The sequence below is a fragment of the Mycobacterium sp. 1245801.1 genome (assembly GCF_001673055.1).
Classification (GTDB): Bacteria; Actinomycetota; Actinomycetes; order Mycobacteriales; family Mycobacteriaceae; genus Mycobacterium; species Mycobacterium europaeum_A.
This window is the reverse complement of record NZ_LZKY01000204.1, coordinates 59,956-73,928: the sequence shown is the minus strand read 5'-3', so window position 1 is coordinate 73,928 and position 13,973 is coordinate 59,956. Positions and strand designations below refer to the sequence as shown.

The 13,973-nt window shown below is 66.1% G+C and carries 15 protein-coding genes and 1 pseudogene; 7 read left to right on the top strand and 9 right to left on the bottom strand.

Features of this window, described 5'->3' with window-relative positions; genetic code table 11:
• The 3 genes and pseudogenes from A5622_RS13145 to A5622_RS13135 form a co-directional block, all read left to right on the top strand.
• Positions 1-192: pseudogene (locus A5622_RS13145) on the top strand (thioredoxin-disulfide reductase); the annotation flags it as partial.
• Complete coding sequence (gene trxA, locus A5622_RS13140; protein WP_066861867.1) at positions 189-542, top strand: thioredoxin; 354 nt, start codon at positions 189-191, stop codon at positions 540-542. The pseudogene A5622_RS13145 and the gene trxA, both read left to right, overlap by 4 nt.
• A gap of 133 nt (positions 543-675) precedes the next feature.
• Entirely contained in the window at positions 676-1,896 is a 1,221-nt protein-coding gene (locus tag A5622_RS13135; protein WP_066878926.1) for an N-acetylmuramoyl-L-alanine amidase, read from the top strand.
• Positions 1,897-1,899: 3 nt separating this feature from the next.
• On the opposite strand, the gene A5622_RS13130 is transcribed toward A5622_RS13135, so the two are convergent.
• The 9 genes from A5622_RS13130 to rpmH all read right to left on the bottom strand — a co-directional run bounded on the left by A5622_RS13130 (position 1,900) and on the right by rpmH (position 8,301).
• On the bottom strand, positions 1,900-2,661 hold the full coding sequence (locus A5622_RS13130) for an acetyltransferase (RefSeq protein WP_066878924.1): 762 nt from the start codon (positions 2,659-2,661) through the stop codon (positions 1,900-1,902).
• Between the two features lie 265 nt (positions 2,662-2,926).
• Positions 2,927-3,913 carry a ParB/RepB/Spo0J family partition protein gene (locus A5622_RS13125; RefSeq protein WP_066861857.1) on the bottom strand — a complete coding sequence of 329 codons (987 nt, stop codon included), beginning with the start codon at positions 3,911-3,913 and terminating at the stop codon, positions 2,927-2,929.
• Positions 3,914-3,936: 23 nt separating this feature from the next.
• On the bottom strand, positions 3,937-4,998 hold the full coding sequence (locus tag A5622_RS13120; protein WP_369806974.1) for a ParA family protein: 1,062 nt from the start codon (positions 4,996-4,998) through the stop codon (positions 3,937-3,939).
• A complete protein-coding gene (gene rsmG, locus A5622_RS13115) occupies positions 4,893-5,630 on the bottom strand; it encodes a 16S rRNA (guanine(527)-N(7))-methyltransferase RsmG (protein WP_066878921.1) in 738 nt (245 codons plus the stop codon). Before rsmG ends, A5622_RS13120 begins: the two co-directional genes overlap by 106 nt.
• A gap of 74 nt (positions 5,631-5,704) precedes the next feature.
• Positions 5,705-6,271 (bottom strand): R3H domain-containing nucleic acid-binding protein, encoded by a 567-nt coding sequence (locus A5622_RS13110; protein WP_066878919.1) that lies wholly within the window; start codon positions 6,269-6,271, stop codon positions 5,705-5,707.
• Between the two features lie 81 nt (positions 6,272-6,352).
• Positions 6,353-7,447: a membrane protein insertase YidC gene (yidC, locus tag A5622_RS13105; RefSeq protein ID WP_066878917.1), complete on the bottom strand. Its 1,095-nt coding sequence runs from the start codon at positions 7,445-7,447 to the stop codon at positions 6,353-6,355.
• A complete protein-coding gene (gene yidD, locus A5622_RS28235) occupies positions 7,431-7,778 on the bottom strand; it encodes a membrane protein insertion efficiency factor YidD (RefSeq protein WP_156752945.1) in 348 nt (115 codons plus the stop codon). The genes yidC and yidD overlap by 17 nt, the downstream gene beginning before the upstream one ends.
• Positions 7,775-8,134: a ribonuclease P protein component gene (rnpA, locus tag A5622_RS13100; RefSeq protein ID WP_082994579.1), complete on the bottom strand. Its 360-nt coding sequence runs from the start codon at positions 8,132-8,134 to the stop codon at positions 7,775-7,777. The genes yidD and rnpA overlap by 4 nt, the downstream gene beginning before the upstream one ends.
• 23 nt (positions 8,135-8,157) lie before the next feature.
• Positions 8,158-8,301, bottom strand: a complete 144-nt coding sequence (gene rpmH, locus A5622_RS28230; RefSeq protein WP_003874369.1) for a 50S ribosomal protein L34 — start codon at positions 8,299-8,301, stop codon at positions 8,158-8,160.
• Positions 8,302-8,899: 598 nt separating this feature from the next.
• Here rpmH and dnaA point away from each other — a divergent pair.
• From dnaA to A5622_RS13080, 4 genes are all read left to right on the top strand, one after another.
• Complete coding sequence (gene dnaA / locus A5622_RS13095) at positions 8,900-10,435, top strand: chromosomal replication initiator protein DnaA (protein ID WP_066861980.1); 1,536 nt, start codon at positions 8,900-8,902, stop codon at positions 10,433-10,435.
• Positions 10,436-11,004: 569 nt separating this feature from the next.
• Positions 11,005-12,204, top strand: coding sequence for a DNA polymerase III subunit beta (gene dnaN, locus A5622_RS13090; protein WP_066861838.1), 1,200 nt, complete (start codon positions 11,005-11,007; stop codon positions 12,202-12,204).
• A complete protein-coding gene (recF, locus tag A5622_RS13085) occupies positions 12,205-13,362 on the top strand; it encodes a DNA replication/repair protein RecF (RefSeq protein WP_066878913.1) in 1,158 nt (385 codons plus the stop codon).
• Entirely contained in the window at positions 13,359-13,910 is a 552-nt protein-coding gene (locus A5622_RS13080) for a DUF721 family protein (protein WP_066878911.1), read from the top strand. Before recF ends, A5622_RS13080 begins: the two co-directional genes overlap by 4 nt.
• The last annotated feature ends 63 nt before the right edge of the window (positions 13,911-13,973 follow it).

The window sequence follows — 13,973 nt, the reverse complement described above, 5'->3', positions numbered from 1 at the left end:
GGGGTGTTCGCCGCCGGGGACCTGGTGGATCGCACCTACCGCCAAGCCATCACCGCCGCGGGCAGCGGCTGCTCGGCCGCCATCGACGCCGAACGCTGGCTCGCCGACCACGAAGAGTCCAGCGCCGCCGCCCAAGGCGACGCAACCGAATTTCCTGGCAGTACCGACACATTGATTGGAGCACCACAATGACCGACGCCGAAAAAGCCGGGGCCACAATAGAAGTCTCTGACGCGTCGTTTTCCACCGACGTCTTGTCCAGCAATAAGCCTGTGCTGGTTGACTTTTGGGCAACGTGGTGCGGCCCCTGCAAGATGGTGGCGCCGGTCCTCGAAGAGATCGCCAGCGAGCGGGGCGAACAGCTCACCGTTGCCAAGCTCGACGTGGACGCCAACCCCGAAACCGCACAGAGCTTCCAGGTGGTCTCCATTCCCACCCTGATCTTGTTCAAAGACGGGCAGCCGGTGAAGCGAATCGTCGGCGCCAAGGGCAAGGCCGCACTGCTGCGCGAGCTCTCGGACGCGGTTCCCAACCTCAGCTGATCTTCATTTGATTTCCTCGCACCACGCCCCGCGCATAGCCTGGGGTTTTCCCGAATTGACGAAGCGTCTGCGACAATACGGTTAGCTGTTGCCCATTTTTGAGCTCGTCAGTTAGTCCCGGAGGGCCCCCTGTATGTCGAGTCCGCGCCGCGAATACGGCGACGCGCTGCGCTGTGGTGACCGCGGCGCTGCTGTGACCGAGATTCGGGCGACATTGGCCTCCCTGGGCCTGCTCGATGGCTCCGACGACGATCTCAACACCGGCCAGCAGGTGGCCCTCGAACTCTTCGACGCCGAACTCGACCAGGCGGTGCGCGCTTTCCAACAACATCGCGGCCTGCTGGTGGATGGCATCGTCGGTGAGGCCACCTACCGGGCTCTCAAAGAGGCGTCGTACCGGTTGGGCGCGCGCACGTTGTACCACCAATTCGGCGCCCCGCTGTTCGGCGATGACGTGGCCACGCTGCAGGCCCGGCTCCAGGATCTGGGTTTCTACACCGGCCTGGTCGACGGATACTTCGGGTTGCAGACGCACAACGCGTTGATGTCGTATCAGCGCGAGTACGGGCTTTCCGCCGACGGGATCTGCGGTCCGGAAACGTTGCGCTCCTTTCACTTTTTGAGTTCACGGGTCAGCGGCGGATCGCCACACGCGCTCCGCGAAGAAGAGCTCGTTCGCTCATCGGGCCCCAAGCTGTCGGGCAAGCGGATCATCATCGATCCGGGCCGCGGCGGCGCGGACCACGGCGCCATCATGCAGGGCCCGTCCGGACCGATCAGTGAAGCAGATGTGTTGTGGGACTTGGCCAGCCGGCTCGAGGGACGGATGGCCGCGATCGGCATGGAGACCTTTCTGTCGCGACCGGTCAACCGCAGTCCGTTGGATGCCGAGCGCGCCGCCACCGCCAACAACGTCGGCGCCGATCTGATGATCAGCCTGCGCTGTGAGAGTCAGGTCAGCGCCGCCGCCAACGGGGTGGCGTCGTTCCACTTCGGGAACTCACACGGTTCGGTCTCCACCATCGGGCGTAACCTCGCCGACTTCATTCAGCGGGAAGTGGTGGCCCGCACCGGATTACGAGATTGCCGCACGCACGGCCGGACGTGGGACCTGCTGCGCCTGACCCGGATGCCGACGGTGCAGGTCGACGTCGGCTACATCACCAACCCGCGTGATCGCTCGATGCTGGTATCAACGCAGACCCGTGATGCCATCGCCGAGGGAATCCTGGCCGCGGTCAAGCGGCTGTATCTGTTGGGCAAAAACGACCGGCCCACTGGCACTTTCACTTTCGCCGAATTGCTGGCCCACGAATTGTCGGTGGAACGCACCAGCCAGCTGGGCGGTTCTTAGCCGTTAACCACCCGCGGTGGTTTTCAACGTTTTCAACGCATTTGCCGCCGTAGACCCGGCACCGACCGGCTGCTCCAGGTGTGCGCTCTCCAGCAGCCGCTCCAGCGCCGCCTCCACTTCGGCCTTCCAGCCCAGACCCTTGTCGAGCTCGAGCCGCAGTCGCGGGAAATACGTATGTGGTGCCACCACAACGAAACCCGCGTCTTTCAAGAACTCCGCGTCCATGACGCAATGGTCCACCGAACAGTCGCCCACCGCTTCCAGTACCGGACGCACGTCGGGACCGACCAGCCGCGGATCCTGCAGTTCCGACGCCGCCGGGGTGCGGCCGAACGCCTCAAGCGCCCGCACGCCGCGGCGCACCAGCTCGTCGATCACCCGCGCAATCAACCCGTTCGGTAGATCGTCGGCCGCCGGCCCGGGTTCGATGCCCATCGACGTCAACAGCACGGCGTCCGCGGAGACCGGACCGGTCGGGAACCGCTGCGCCCGCGGCACCGCCCGCGGCGGGGCGTAGAACACGTAGCCCAGGCACGGCGGCTCGGACTGGCTTCGCTCCTCCGGGACCGCGGTCGCGACCTGCCCGCACGAGCCCCACTCCAGCATCACCATCGACAGCCACGCTTCTTTTTCGAACTCGGGGTCGGCGAGGTGGTCCTGATTACCGAGGGTCGCCGGATCGACTTCCCAGAAGACGCACCGACGTGCGTGCTTGGGAAGCTGCTCGAATGCCTCGAGCCGTAGCGGCGTGATTCGAGCGGACACTAGCCTCCTGGCTCCTGTGCGGTACTGCAGCCATCTGCACCGGCAACCCCTCCAGGATAGGAGAGGTGGTCGCGATCGGGCCAGCTTTGGCCTGGCCACCGGCGTTGACGCGCCCTGACCGCCGGCCTTCTGCGACCGCGACACGCCGATTATCGAAAGTTGTTGATGTGCATGCTATTTCGTCGATCCGGGACGCCGGGGGTGGGCGGACTGCTCGCGAAAGCGGCCCCGGTGTCACAGTGACGTAATTACACGGTGTCGTAGTTCATGCCTTGGGCGGGGACATGACGTCGATGATCCGCTGTAGATCGTCCACCGAGCCGAACTCGACGACGATCTTGCCCTTGCGTTTGCCCAGGCTGACGGTCACCCGGGTGTCGAAGGCGGTCGAGAGTCGATCGGCGACGTCCTGCAGGCCCGGCATCTGAATCGGCTTGCGCCGCGGCGCCGTCGGCGTGGCCGGACCGCTCCGGTTGGCCAACGTGACCGCCTCCTCGGTCGCCCGCACCGACAGCCCCTCGGCGACGATCCGGGTGGCCAACTCCTCCTGTGCCTCCGCCCCGGCCTCCAGCGACAGCAATGCGCGCGCGTGACCCGCGGACAGCACCCCGGCGGCAACCCGGCGCTGCACCGCGATCGGCAGCTTGAGCAACCGGATCATGTTGGTGATCAGCGGCCGCGACCGGCCGATGCGCGCCGCCAGTTCGTCGTGGGTGACCCCGAACTCGTCGAGCAACTGCTGATAGGCGGCCGCCTCTTCCAACGGGTTCAGCTGCACCCGGTGGATGTTTTCCAACAGGGCGTCGCGCAGCAGATCGTCGTCACCGGTCTCGCGCACGATCGCCGGGATGGTCGCCAACCCGGCCTCTTGAGCCGCGCGCCAGCGCCGCTCCCCCATCACGATCTGATAACGCGCGCCGCTCGCGGAATCCTTGACGGCCCGCACCACGATCGGCTGCAAGAGGCCGAACTCGCGGATGGAGTGCACCAGCTCCGACAGCGCTTCCTCGTCGAAGACCTGCCGTGGCTGACGCGGGTTGCGCTCGATGTCGGCCGGCGCGATCTCGCGGTAGACCGCGCCCATCGACGACGCGTCCTGCGGCGGCGGTCCCCCGATTAGGACATCGGCGGCGGCGTCGCCCATCCGCGGCCCGAGCGTCGCCGGTCCCGAGTCGCCCTCCGCGGGGCCGGTCGGAATAAGCGAAGCCAGGCCCCGGCCGAGGCCGCCCTTCTTGCGTAACGGCTGCGTCATCGTCGTCCCTTCGCGGATGGTGGTCAATCGCGCTCGGCGAGTTCACGGCTCGCATCGAGATAGCTCATCGCCCCGCGAGAACCGGGGTCGTAATCGATGATGGTCATGCTGTAGCCGGGCGCCTCGGACACCTTGACGCTGCGCGGAATCACCGTGCGCAGCACCTTGCTTCCGAAGTAGCGGCGTACCTCTTCGGCGACCTGGTCGGCCAGTTTGGTGCGGCCGTCATACATGGTCAGCACCACGGTGGTCACCTCGAGCTTGGGATTGAGGTGCGCCTTCACCATCTCGATGTTGCGCATCAGCTGCGAGACACCCTCGAGCGCGTAGTACTCACACTGGATCGGGATCATCACCTCCGGCGCGGCGACGAGCGCATTGATCGTCAGCAGGCCGAGGGATGGCGGGCAATCGATGAAGACGCAGTCGAAGTCGAGGTTGTCCAAATCGGCCAATGCGGTGCGCAACCGATTCTCGCGCGCCACCATGCTGACCAATTCGATCTCGGCGCCCGCCAGGTCGATCGTGGCCGGGATGCAGAACAGCCGCTCGTTGTGCGGGCTCTGACGCAGCGCATCGTGCACCGAAACCTCGCCGAGCAAGACCTCGTACGACGACGGTGTGCCCGACTGCCGGTCGGTGATACCGAGCGCCGTGCTCGCGTTGCCCTGGGGGTCGAGATCGATGACGAGGGTCTTGAGTCCCTGCAGCGCGAGCGCCGCCGCGAGGTTGACAGCGGTGGTCGTCTTGCCCACGCCGCCCTTTTGGTTGGCGACGGTGAAAACGCGGCGATGGGACGGCCGGCGCAGCGGCGGGTACGTGGTGTGCAGCACCCGCATCGCGCGTTCGGCGGCCGCCCCGATTGGGGTGTCGAATTCGGCCGTTGTTTCACGTGAAACATTGGCCGCCGGCGCGGGCGCCGCCGTCTCGCGAACGTCCTCCGGTGCGTGGTGAGCCACCGGCCAATCTTCAGGAGAAGTCATCGGGTTCGGGCCTTCCCGGTCCGTGCCGGCTTGTGGTGCGGCGGCTTTCGGCGGCGCGCTGAAACTACGGTTGCGGGGGGACGCAAATAGTTCGCGCCACATGTCACCACCCTGACATCAGCGGCGCCCGATGCAGCCATCACACGCCGGTACTGTTCAACTTCGTCGGACGCCCGCTCCCCCTTGATGGCGAGCATCCGACCGTCGGGCCGAAGCAGGGGCAAGCTCCACTTCGTCAGCTTGTCCAACGATGCAACCGCTCGCGACACCGCAGCATCCCTCTCCCCGAACCGGTTGCGCACTCCCGGTTCCTCCGCACGGCCACGGACCACCTCGACGGCTAACCCTAGTTCGTCGATGACCTCGTTGAGAAATTCGCTGCGGCGCAGCAACGGTTCGAGCAGGACGACGTCGAGATCGGGCCGCGCGATCGCCAGCGGTATCCCCGGCAGGCCCGCCCCACTCCCGATGTCGATGAGGCGCTCTCCCGGATGAAGGAGCTCGGCGAGGGCCGCGCTATTTAGAATGTGGCGGTCCCAGATGCGGTCGACCTCCCGCGGCCCGAGCAGCCCTCGCTCCACACCAGCGGTGGCCAAAACCTCCGCGTACCGGCGGGCGATGCCCAGCCGCTCACCGAAGACCGCGGCCGCCGCGTCCGGCGAGCAGCCTAGGTCGGCGCCCTCCCCCGCCGAGCCCGCCGCATCGGCCGAACCGACATGTTTCACGTGAAACATCCTCTAGTCGGGACGCGCACTGTCAACCTTCGGAGTTCGACGGGCGGGAACTACACGGCTGTAACTTGGCGAGGTCAGTCGTGCAGGACGACCACGCGGCGCGACGGCTCGACGCCCTCGCTCTCGCTGTGCACCCCGGCCACCGCGGCGACGGCGTCGTGCACGATCTTTCGTTCGAACGGCGTCATCGGCGAGAGCTCTTCACGTTCGCCCGATTCGAGCACCCGGCGCGCGACCTTGTCGCCCAGCGCCGCCAACTCCTCCCGGCGCCGCCGACGCCAGCTCGCGATGTCGAGCATCAACCGGCTCCGCACGCCCGTCTTCTGGTGCACCGCCAGCCGGGTGAGCTCCTGCAGCGCGTCGAGCACCTCTCCGCCGCGGCCCACCAACTTGTTCAGGTCGTCGCTGCCGTCGATGCTCACGACGGCGCGGCTGCCCTCGACGTCCAGATCGATATCGCCGTCAAAGTCCAACAGGTCCAACAACTCTTCGAGGTAGTCGCCGGCTATCTCGCCCTCGGCGACCAAGCGCTCCTCCAGATCATCGATTTCCTCCGAGTCCGACTCGGCGGCATCCTCGGTGGCCGATTGCGTGTCGAGTTCGGTATCGACGTCGCGCTCGGTGGTCTCGGCGTCTGTCATGTCTTCTCTCCCTCAATCAATGGGCCCCAGCCCAATTCGGATCGCCCTGTCCCGGCGGCCCCGTTAGTCATTCCGCCCGTATCAGCGTTTGCGCTTTTTCGGCCGCGCCCCGGGCCGTGGTGTGCGGTTGGTCGGGCCGTCGCTCGCCTCGGTGGCCGGCGCGTCGGCCCCATCGGAATCCGCGCTCCCCGAACCGGACGCACCCGTCTCGGCGTCGGGCGTCGACGAGCCGTTGCCACCCGACGACGCCGCCTTGGGACTCCGCTTCGGCTTGGCACCCGGCGCCGGGGCGTTCGCCGCCCGCCGCTGGATCGCTTCCTGCTTCTTGGCTTCGTCCTCTTTCTCGATCATCCCGAAGACGTAATGCTGCTGCCCGAAAGTCCAGATGTTGTTGGCGAACCAGTACAGGATGATCGCCAGCGGAAGGAACGGGCCACCGACGACGACGCCGAGCGGGAACACGTACAGCGCGAGCTTGTTCATCATCGCGGTCTGCGGGTTGGCCGCCGCTTCCGGGCTCTGCCGCGCCACCGAGGCCCGGCTGTTGAAGTAGGTCGCGACGCCGGCCAGGATCATCACCGGCAGCCCGACCGCGATCACGGCCGGCCGACTGAAGAAGGTGAACGCGTCCAACCCGGTGCGCTGGGTCATGAAGGCGCCGATCGGTGCGCCGAACAAGTTCGCGTCCAGGAAGTGGCCGACGTCGGTCGGGGTGAAGACGTAGTTTCCGGTGAGCCGGTTCTGCGCCACCGACAGGTGGGGCTGGCCGAACCCGCCGGTGGTCCGGTTGAACGAACGCAGCACGTGATACAGACCGATGAACACCGGGATCTGCGCCAGCATCGGCAGGCAGCCCAGGATGGGGTTGAACCCGTGTTCGCGCTGCAGCTTCTGCATCTCGAGCGCCATCCGCTGGCGATCCTTGCCGTACTTCTTTTGCAGCGCCTTGATCTGGGGCTGCAGTTCTTGCATCTGGCGCGTGGTACGGATCTGTCGGACGAACGGCTTGTAGAGCAACGCCCGCAGCGTGAAGACCAAGAACATCACCGACAGCGCCCAGGCGAAGAAGTTCGACGGCCCCAGCATGGAGGCGAACAACTTGTACCAGACCCACATGATCCACGACACCGGGTAGTAGACGAAGTCGAGACTGAAGAAATCAAACAAAAGATTCACTCTCCCCTCGCGCCGCTCGGGGGACCCGGGCGTCGCTGGCATCTTGGCAATTCACGTGGCATCCGGGGCGGTCCGGGATCGGGTCCCAGCCGCCTTCATGCCATGGTCCGCACTTGGCGAGTCTGGCCGCAGCCAACCAGCTCCCCCGAATCAGGCCGTACTCGTTGAGCGCATCGACCGCGTATTGGCTGCAGGTCGGGACGAAGCGACACGTGGCCGGACGTAGCGGCGACACCATATGCCGATACAGCTGGATCACGAAAATCACTCCGCGGGCGGTCGCTCGTCCGGCGTCGCCAACCGATGCCCGCAGCCGGGTCGAGATCGTCACGGCTTGCTTCCCGCCGCCGGCACGCGTCGCAAACTCCGGCGCAGTTCCTGCTCGAGTCGGGCGGAGGAGGCGGTGCGGCTGCTGGGCAGCGCGCGGATCACCAACCGATCGGATTGGCTGAGCTCGCCCAGCAGTGTTCGGGCGACGTGCCGCAGCCGACGAGCGACCCGGTGGCGCTCGACGGCGGACCCGACGGGCTTGCCGACCACCAGTCCGACGCGCGGCGCGTGGATTTCGTCACCGTCTTCGCCGCGGTGAAAATGCACGACGAGATCGGGCTGTGCCATCCGAATCCCGCGCTTCACCGTCGCGTCAAAGTCAATTGACCGCGTCATGCGGTTGCGTGCGGGAAGCACCGCCGAAGGACCTGACGTTGCGATCAGGCAGAGAGCGCGCGGCGACCCTTGCGGCGCCGACCGGACACGATCGCGCGTCCGGCACGAGTGCGCATCCGCAGGCGGAAGCCATGCACGCGGGCTCGGCGCCGGTTATTCGGCTGGAAGGTCCGCTTGCCCTTGGCCACGACGTTCTCCTCGTTGTGTTGCCATCCGGCCGCTCAGACGTTTCGCATCGGGCTCGTCTGCGGTTCGACCGGAGGTGGTCTTGGTGCTACTGGCCGGCGCGGTCCCCAGGTGGTTCGGGTCGCAGCCGTATCGCCGACTTTCGGGCGACTGTTTGAGGGTACTGACGAGGCTTCGCCTGGTCAAACCTGGCCTGCCGCAACGAAGCCGCGCCCGCCTGCCGGAAAGATTTTCCGTTTCGGTCACACTCGCCGCGGGCGTGGCTACCATAACGAGCCGAAGCAAGCCCCACGTACCCTAAATGACCGGATTGGAATGCAGCAGAACGGTTGGCAGCCGAACGGAAAACTGTTAGCTTCTGCGAAGTCGATTTAGACTAAAGCAGCGCTCGACAACGAAGCGAGGATGGTGGATCGACTAGCTGCCTAGACAACCTTCCGAGGTTCTCTTCCAGCGCGGAGATCGCGAGCCGTCGCCGGTAGGTTGTGGCTCGCCTACGATCATCCTGTCCACACCTGTGTATAACTATGTGGACAGTTGCTTTGTCGCCTAGCGTGTGTGACTCGGGTCGGGACGTTCGAGAACCAGGGAGATGCGTCGTTGACCGATGACCCCGGTTCCAGTTTCACGGCAGTGTGGAATGCGGTCGTTTCCGAGCTCAACGGGGAGCCTCCTGCGGACGGCATGACGGCCAACCGCACGACCCTGGTCACTCCCCTCACTCCCCAGCAGCGGGCCTGGCTCAATCTTGTCCGCCCACTGACCATCGTCGAGGGATTCGCGCTGCTGTCGGTGCCGAGCAGCTTCGTGCAAAACGAGATCGAACGACATCTGCGGGCACCCATCACCGATGCGCTCAGCCGGCGGCTCGGCCAGCAGATTCAACTGGGTGTTCGCATCGCTCCCCCGCCCGACGACGTCGAGGACGCGCTCATCCCGCCGGCCGAACCGTTCCCCGGAACCGAACCTGCCTTCCCCGCCGACGGCGCGGCCGGCGACAACGACGAAGCGTTCGACAACGGCGAGACGGTCACCGACAGCCAGCCGGGGTGGCCGAACTACTTCACCGAGCGGCCGCACGCAATCGATCCGGCCGTCGCCGCCGGGACGAGCCTCAACCGCCGCTACACCTTCGACACGTTCGTCATCGGTGCCTCCAACCGGTTCGCCCACGCCGCCGCCCTGGCGATCGCCGAAGCGCCGGCGCGGGCCTACAACCCTTTGTTCATCTGGGGCGAGTCCGGTCTCGGCAAGACCCACTTGTTGCACGCCGCCGGCAATTACGCGCAGCGGCTGTTCCCGGGCATGCGAGTCAAGTACGTCTCCACCGAGGAATTCACCAACGACTTCATCAACTCGCTGCGCGACGACCGCAAGGTCGCGTTCAAGCGCAGCTATCGCGACGTCGACGTGCTGCTGGTCGATGACATTCAGTTCATCGAGGGCAAGGAAGGTATCCAGGAAGAGTTCTTCCACACCTTCAACACGCTGCACAACGCCAACAAACAGATCGTCATCTCCTCGGACCGCCCACCCAAACAGCTGGCCACGCTGGAAGATCGGCTGCGGACGCGGTTCGAGTGGGGCCTGATCACCGACGTACAGCCCCCCGAACTGGAAACCCGGATCGCCATCCTGCGCAAGAAAGCACAGATGGAGCGGCTGGCGGTGCCCGACGATGTCCTCGAGCTGATCGCCAGCAGCATCGAGCGCAACATCCGTGAGCTCGAAGGCGCCCTGATCCGCGTCACGGCATTCGCCTCGCTGAACAAGACGCCGATCGACAAGGCGCTGGCCGAGATTGTGCTTCGCGATCTGATCGCCGACGCCAGCACCATGCAGATCAGCGCGGCCACCATCATGGCGGCCACCGCCGAATACTTCGACACCACGGTCGAAGAGCTCCGCGGGCCCGGCAAGACCCGAGCGCTGGCCCAATCGCGCCAGATCGCGATGTATCTGTGCCGCGAGCTCACCGATCTGTCATTACCCAAGATCGGGCAGGCATTCGGCCGCGACCACACCACGGTCATGTACGCGCAGCGCAAGATCTTGTCCGAGATGGCCGAGCGGCGTGAGGTTTTTGATCATGTCAAGGAGCTCACCACTCGCATCCGTCAGCGCTCCAAGCGCTGAAATCTCTTCTCTCCCCGGCGCTCCCGGCCCTCATTCCGGGCTTTCGCTGCGCGTGCTGGTAATTTTTTTCGAGAAACTTCACACCCGTCTGTCACACCCGCCACAGCGAGGGGATGTGGGTAGGACTGTGCACAACGCAATTAATCGCCGGTGTAGTAACACCGCTTGGGTGCACAGTTGTCATTCGTCCCCACCCGCCCAACACCTCACCCACAGGTGTTCATGCGGCGATGCACAAGCCGATCGCGGCGCTAGCTGGGCCGAGAGGCCGCTGTCCCCAGCTTGCACAGGCCTTAATACTGGTACTGAGATCTCTTCATCGGTTCTTCTTTGAAATACAGGCTTGGGGACGCCCGGTGCACACTCGTCGTCCGAGGCTTGGTCAGCTCGGGTTGTCGGGGTTTGCGATTAGCTTTCAAGATGGCGTCGAAGGATCTACGGTTGTTCTTCGACTGCCGTTGCGGTCGCCGTTGGCTCATCACATGTCGTCGGCGTTCGTGGCGGAGCCCCGTGCTAGCGGGGGGAGGCTAGCCAATGGATTCGAAACGCTGAGTAGGTGAAGGGACGCTATGGACGCGGCGACGACGACGGCTGGCCTCAGCGACTTGAAATTTCGTTTGGTGCGGGAGTCTTTCGCCGACGCGGTGTCGTGGGTGGCGAAGAACCTGCCGTCCAGACCCGCGGTGCCGGTGCTCTCCGGTGTGCTGCTGTCCGGCACCGATGAGGGCCTGACGATCTCCGGATTCGATTACGAGGTTTCCGCCGAGGCGCAGGTTGCAGCCGAAATCGCTTCTCCGGGAAGTGTTTTGGTGTCCGGCCGGCTGTTGTCGGACATCGTGCGGGCGCTGCCCAACAAGCCCATCGACTTCTACGTCGACGGCAACCGGGTGGCACTGCACTGCGGAAACGCCAGGTTCTCGTTGCCGACGATGGCCGTCGAGGATTACCCGACGCTGCCGGCGCTGCCCGAAGAGACCGGGACGCTGCCCGCCGACTTGTTCGCCGAGGCGATCAGCCAGGTGGCCATCGCGGCCGGCCGCGACGACACGCTGCCGATGTTGACCGGGATCCGGGTTGAGATTTCGGGGGACACGGTGGTTTTGGCGGCCACCGACAGATTCCGCCTGGCGGTTCGCGAGCTGACCTGGTCGGCGGCCTCGCCGGACATCGAAGCGGCGGTCCTGGTGCCGGCCAAGACATTGGCCGAGGCCGCCCGGACCGGGGCCGACGGCTCCGAGGTCCGGTTGGCACTGGGTGCGGGTTCGGGCGTCGGGAAAGACGGATTGCTCGGCATCAGCGGGAACGGCAAGCGCTCCACCACCCGTCTGCTGGACGCGGAATTCCCGAAGTTCCGCCAACTGCTGCCGGCCGAGCACACGGCCGTCGCCACCATCAACGTGGCCGAATTGACCGAGGCGATCAAGCTGGTGGCGTTGGTCGCCGACCGGGGCGCCCAGGTGCGGATGGAATTCAGTGAGGGATCGCTGCGCTTGTCGGCCGGTGCCGACGATGTCGGCCGGGCCGAAGAAGACCTCGCGGTCGATTTCGTCGGCGAGCCGTTGACCATCGCGTTCAACCCGACGTATCTGACCGACGGGTTGGGGTCGGTCCATTCCGAGCTGGTGTCGTTCGGCTTCACGACGCCGGGCAAGCCGGCGCTGTTGCGGCCGGCCTTGAGCGACGACAGCCACCCGACCGGCCCGGGTCCGTACAGCGCCCTGCCGACCGATTACGTCTACTTGTTGATGCCTGTCCGGTTGCCTGGCTAGGTGTACGTCCGGCATTTGGGACTGCGCGACTTCCGGTCCTGGGCACACGCCGACCTCGAATTGCAGCCTGGTCGGACGGTCTTCATTGGATCCAACGGCTTCGGGAAGACGAATCTGCTTGAGGCGCTGTGGTATTCGAGCACTATGGGCTCGCACCGGGTGGGCACGGACGCGCCGTTGATCCGCGCCGGGGCCGAGCGCGCGGTGGTTTCCACGATCGTGGTCAACGAAGGCAGGGAGTGTGCGGTCGATCTGGAGATCGCGGCGGGCCGGGCGAACAAGGCGCGGCTCAATCGTTCCCCGGTGCGCAGTACGCGCGAGGTGATTGGGGTGCTGCGCGCGGTGCTGTTCGCCCCCGAAGACCTGGCGTTGGTGCGGGGCGATCCATCCGACCGGCGCCGCTACCTCGACGATCTGGCGACGGTGCGCCGCCCGGCGGTGGCCGCGGTGCGCGCCGACTATGAAAAGGTGCTGCGGCAGCGCACCGCGCTGTTGAAATCCCTGTCCGGGGCGCGCTACCGCGGCGACCAGAGCGCACTGGACACGCTCGACGTGTGGGACAGTCGCCTGGCCGAACACGGCGCCCAATTGATGGCCGCCCGTATCGATTTGGTGAACCAGTTGACGCCAGAGGTCGAAAAGGCCTACCAGCTGCTGGCCCCGGGATCGCGCGCCGCATCCATCGGCTATCGCTCCAGCCTGGGCGCCCAGGCCGCGGCGGACATCGCCGGCGCCGACCGGGAGTTCTTGGAAGCCGCCCTGCTGGCGGCGTTGTCGGCGCGCCGCGACGCGGAGCTCGAACGCGGCATGTGTCTTGTCGGCCCGCACCGCGACGATCTGGAATTGTGGCTTGGGGACCAGCCCGCGAAAGGCTTTGCCAGCCATGGCGAATCGTGGTCATTAGCGTTGTCGCTGCGGCTGGCCGCATACGAATTGCTGAGGGCCGAAGAAAGCGAACCCGTGTTGTTGCTCGACGACGTCTTCGCCGAACTCGACGCCGCCCGGCGCCGCGCGCTGGCCACGGTCGCCGAATCCGCCGAACAGGTGCTGGTCACCGCGGCGGTGCTGGAAGATATCCCGGCCGGCTGGGACGCCCGCCAGGTGCACGTCGATTTGCGTGACAGCGACTCGGGCCGGGTGTCGGAGATGCACTCATGACCGGTGCTGATGAGGGACCCCGGGCCCCGTCGAATGCCCTGAGTGGCATCGATCTGGTCCGCCGCACCCTCGAGGAGGCCCGGGTCGCGGCGCGGGCTCAGGGTAAAGACGCCGGCCGCGGCCGGGCGGCGGCCCCCGCCCCGCGCCGGGTCGCGGGTCAGCGCCGCAGTTGGTCGGGGCCGGGACCTGACGCACGCGACCCGCAGCCGCTGGGTAGCCTGGCGCGCGACCTGGCGAGAAAACGTGGGTGGTCCGCGCAGGTCGCCGAGGGCACGGTGCTGGGCAACTGGGCGACCGTCGTCGGCCATCAGATCGCCGACCACGCGGTGCCGACCGCGCTGAACGACGGTGTGCTGAGCGTGGCCGCCGAATCGACGGCGTGGGCGACCCAGCTGCGGATGATTCAGTCGCAGTTATTGGCCAAGATCGCCGCCGCCGTCGGCAACGGCGTGGTGACGTCGTTGAAGATCACCGGCCCGGCAGCGCCCTCCTGGCGCAAGGGGCCGCGTCACATCGCTGGACGAGGGCCGCGCGACACGTACGGCTAGGGAGGTTGGCGGCGACCCCGCATCCCCAGATCACGCTTCGTCCACAGGCCGCTGAAATCCGCC

What these genes read in the sequence shown, in the direction of transcription:
- A5622_RS13110 (WP_066878919.1), bottom strand. Translation starts at nt 6,271, where the DNA reads ATGACAGACGCCGAGACCACCGAGCGCGACGTCGATACCGAACTCGAC.
- A5622_RS13125 (WP_066861857.1), bottom strand. Translation starts at nt 3,913, where the DNA reads ATGACGCAGCCGTTACGCAAGAAGGGCGGCCTCGGCCGGGGCCTGGCT.
- A5622_RS13135 (WP_066878926.1), top strand. Translation starts at nt 676, where the DNA reads ATGTCGAGTCCGCGCCGCGAATACGGCGACGCGCTGCGCTGTGGTGAC.
- A5622_RS13080 (WP_066878911.1), top strand. Translation starts at nt 13,359, where the DNA reads ATGACCGGTGCTGATGAGGGACCCCGGGCCCCGTCGAATGCCCTGAGT.
- trxA (WP_066861867.1), top strand. Translation starts at nt 189, where the DNA reads ATGACCGACGCCGAAAAAGCCGGGGCCACAATAGAAGTCTCTGACGCG.
- dnaN (WP_066861838.1), top strand. Translation starts at nt 11,005, where the DNA reads ATGGACGCGGCGACGACGACGGCTGGCCTCAGCGACTTGAAATTTCGT.
- A5622_RS13120 (WP_369806974.1), bottom strand. Translation starts at nt 4,998, where the DNA reads ATGTGGCGCGAACTATTTGCGTCCCCCCGCAACCGTAGTTTCAGCGCG.
- rsmG (WP_066878921.1), bottom strand. Translation starts at nt 5,630, where the DNA reads ATGTTTCACGTGAAACATGTCGGTTCGGCCGATGCGGCGGGCTCGGCG.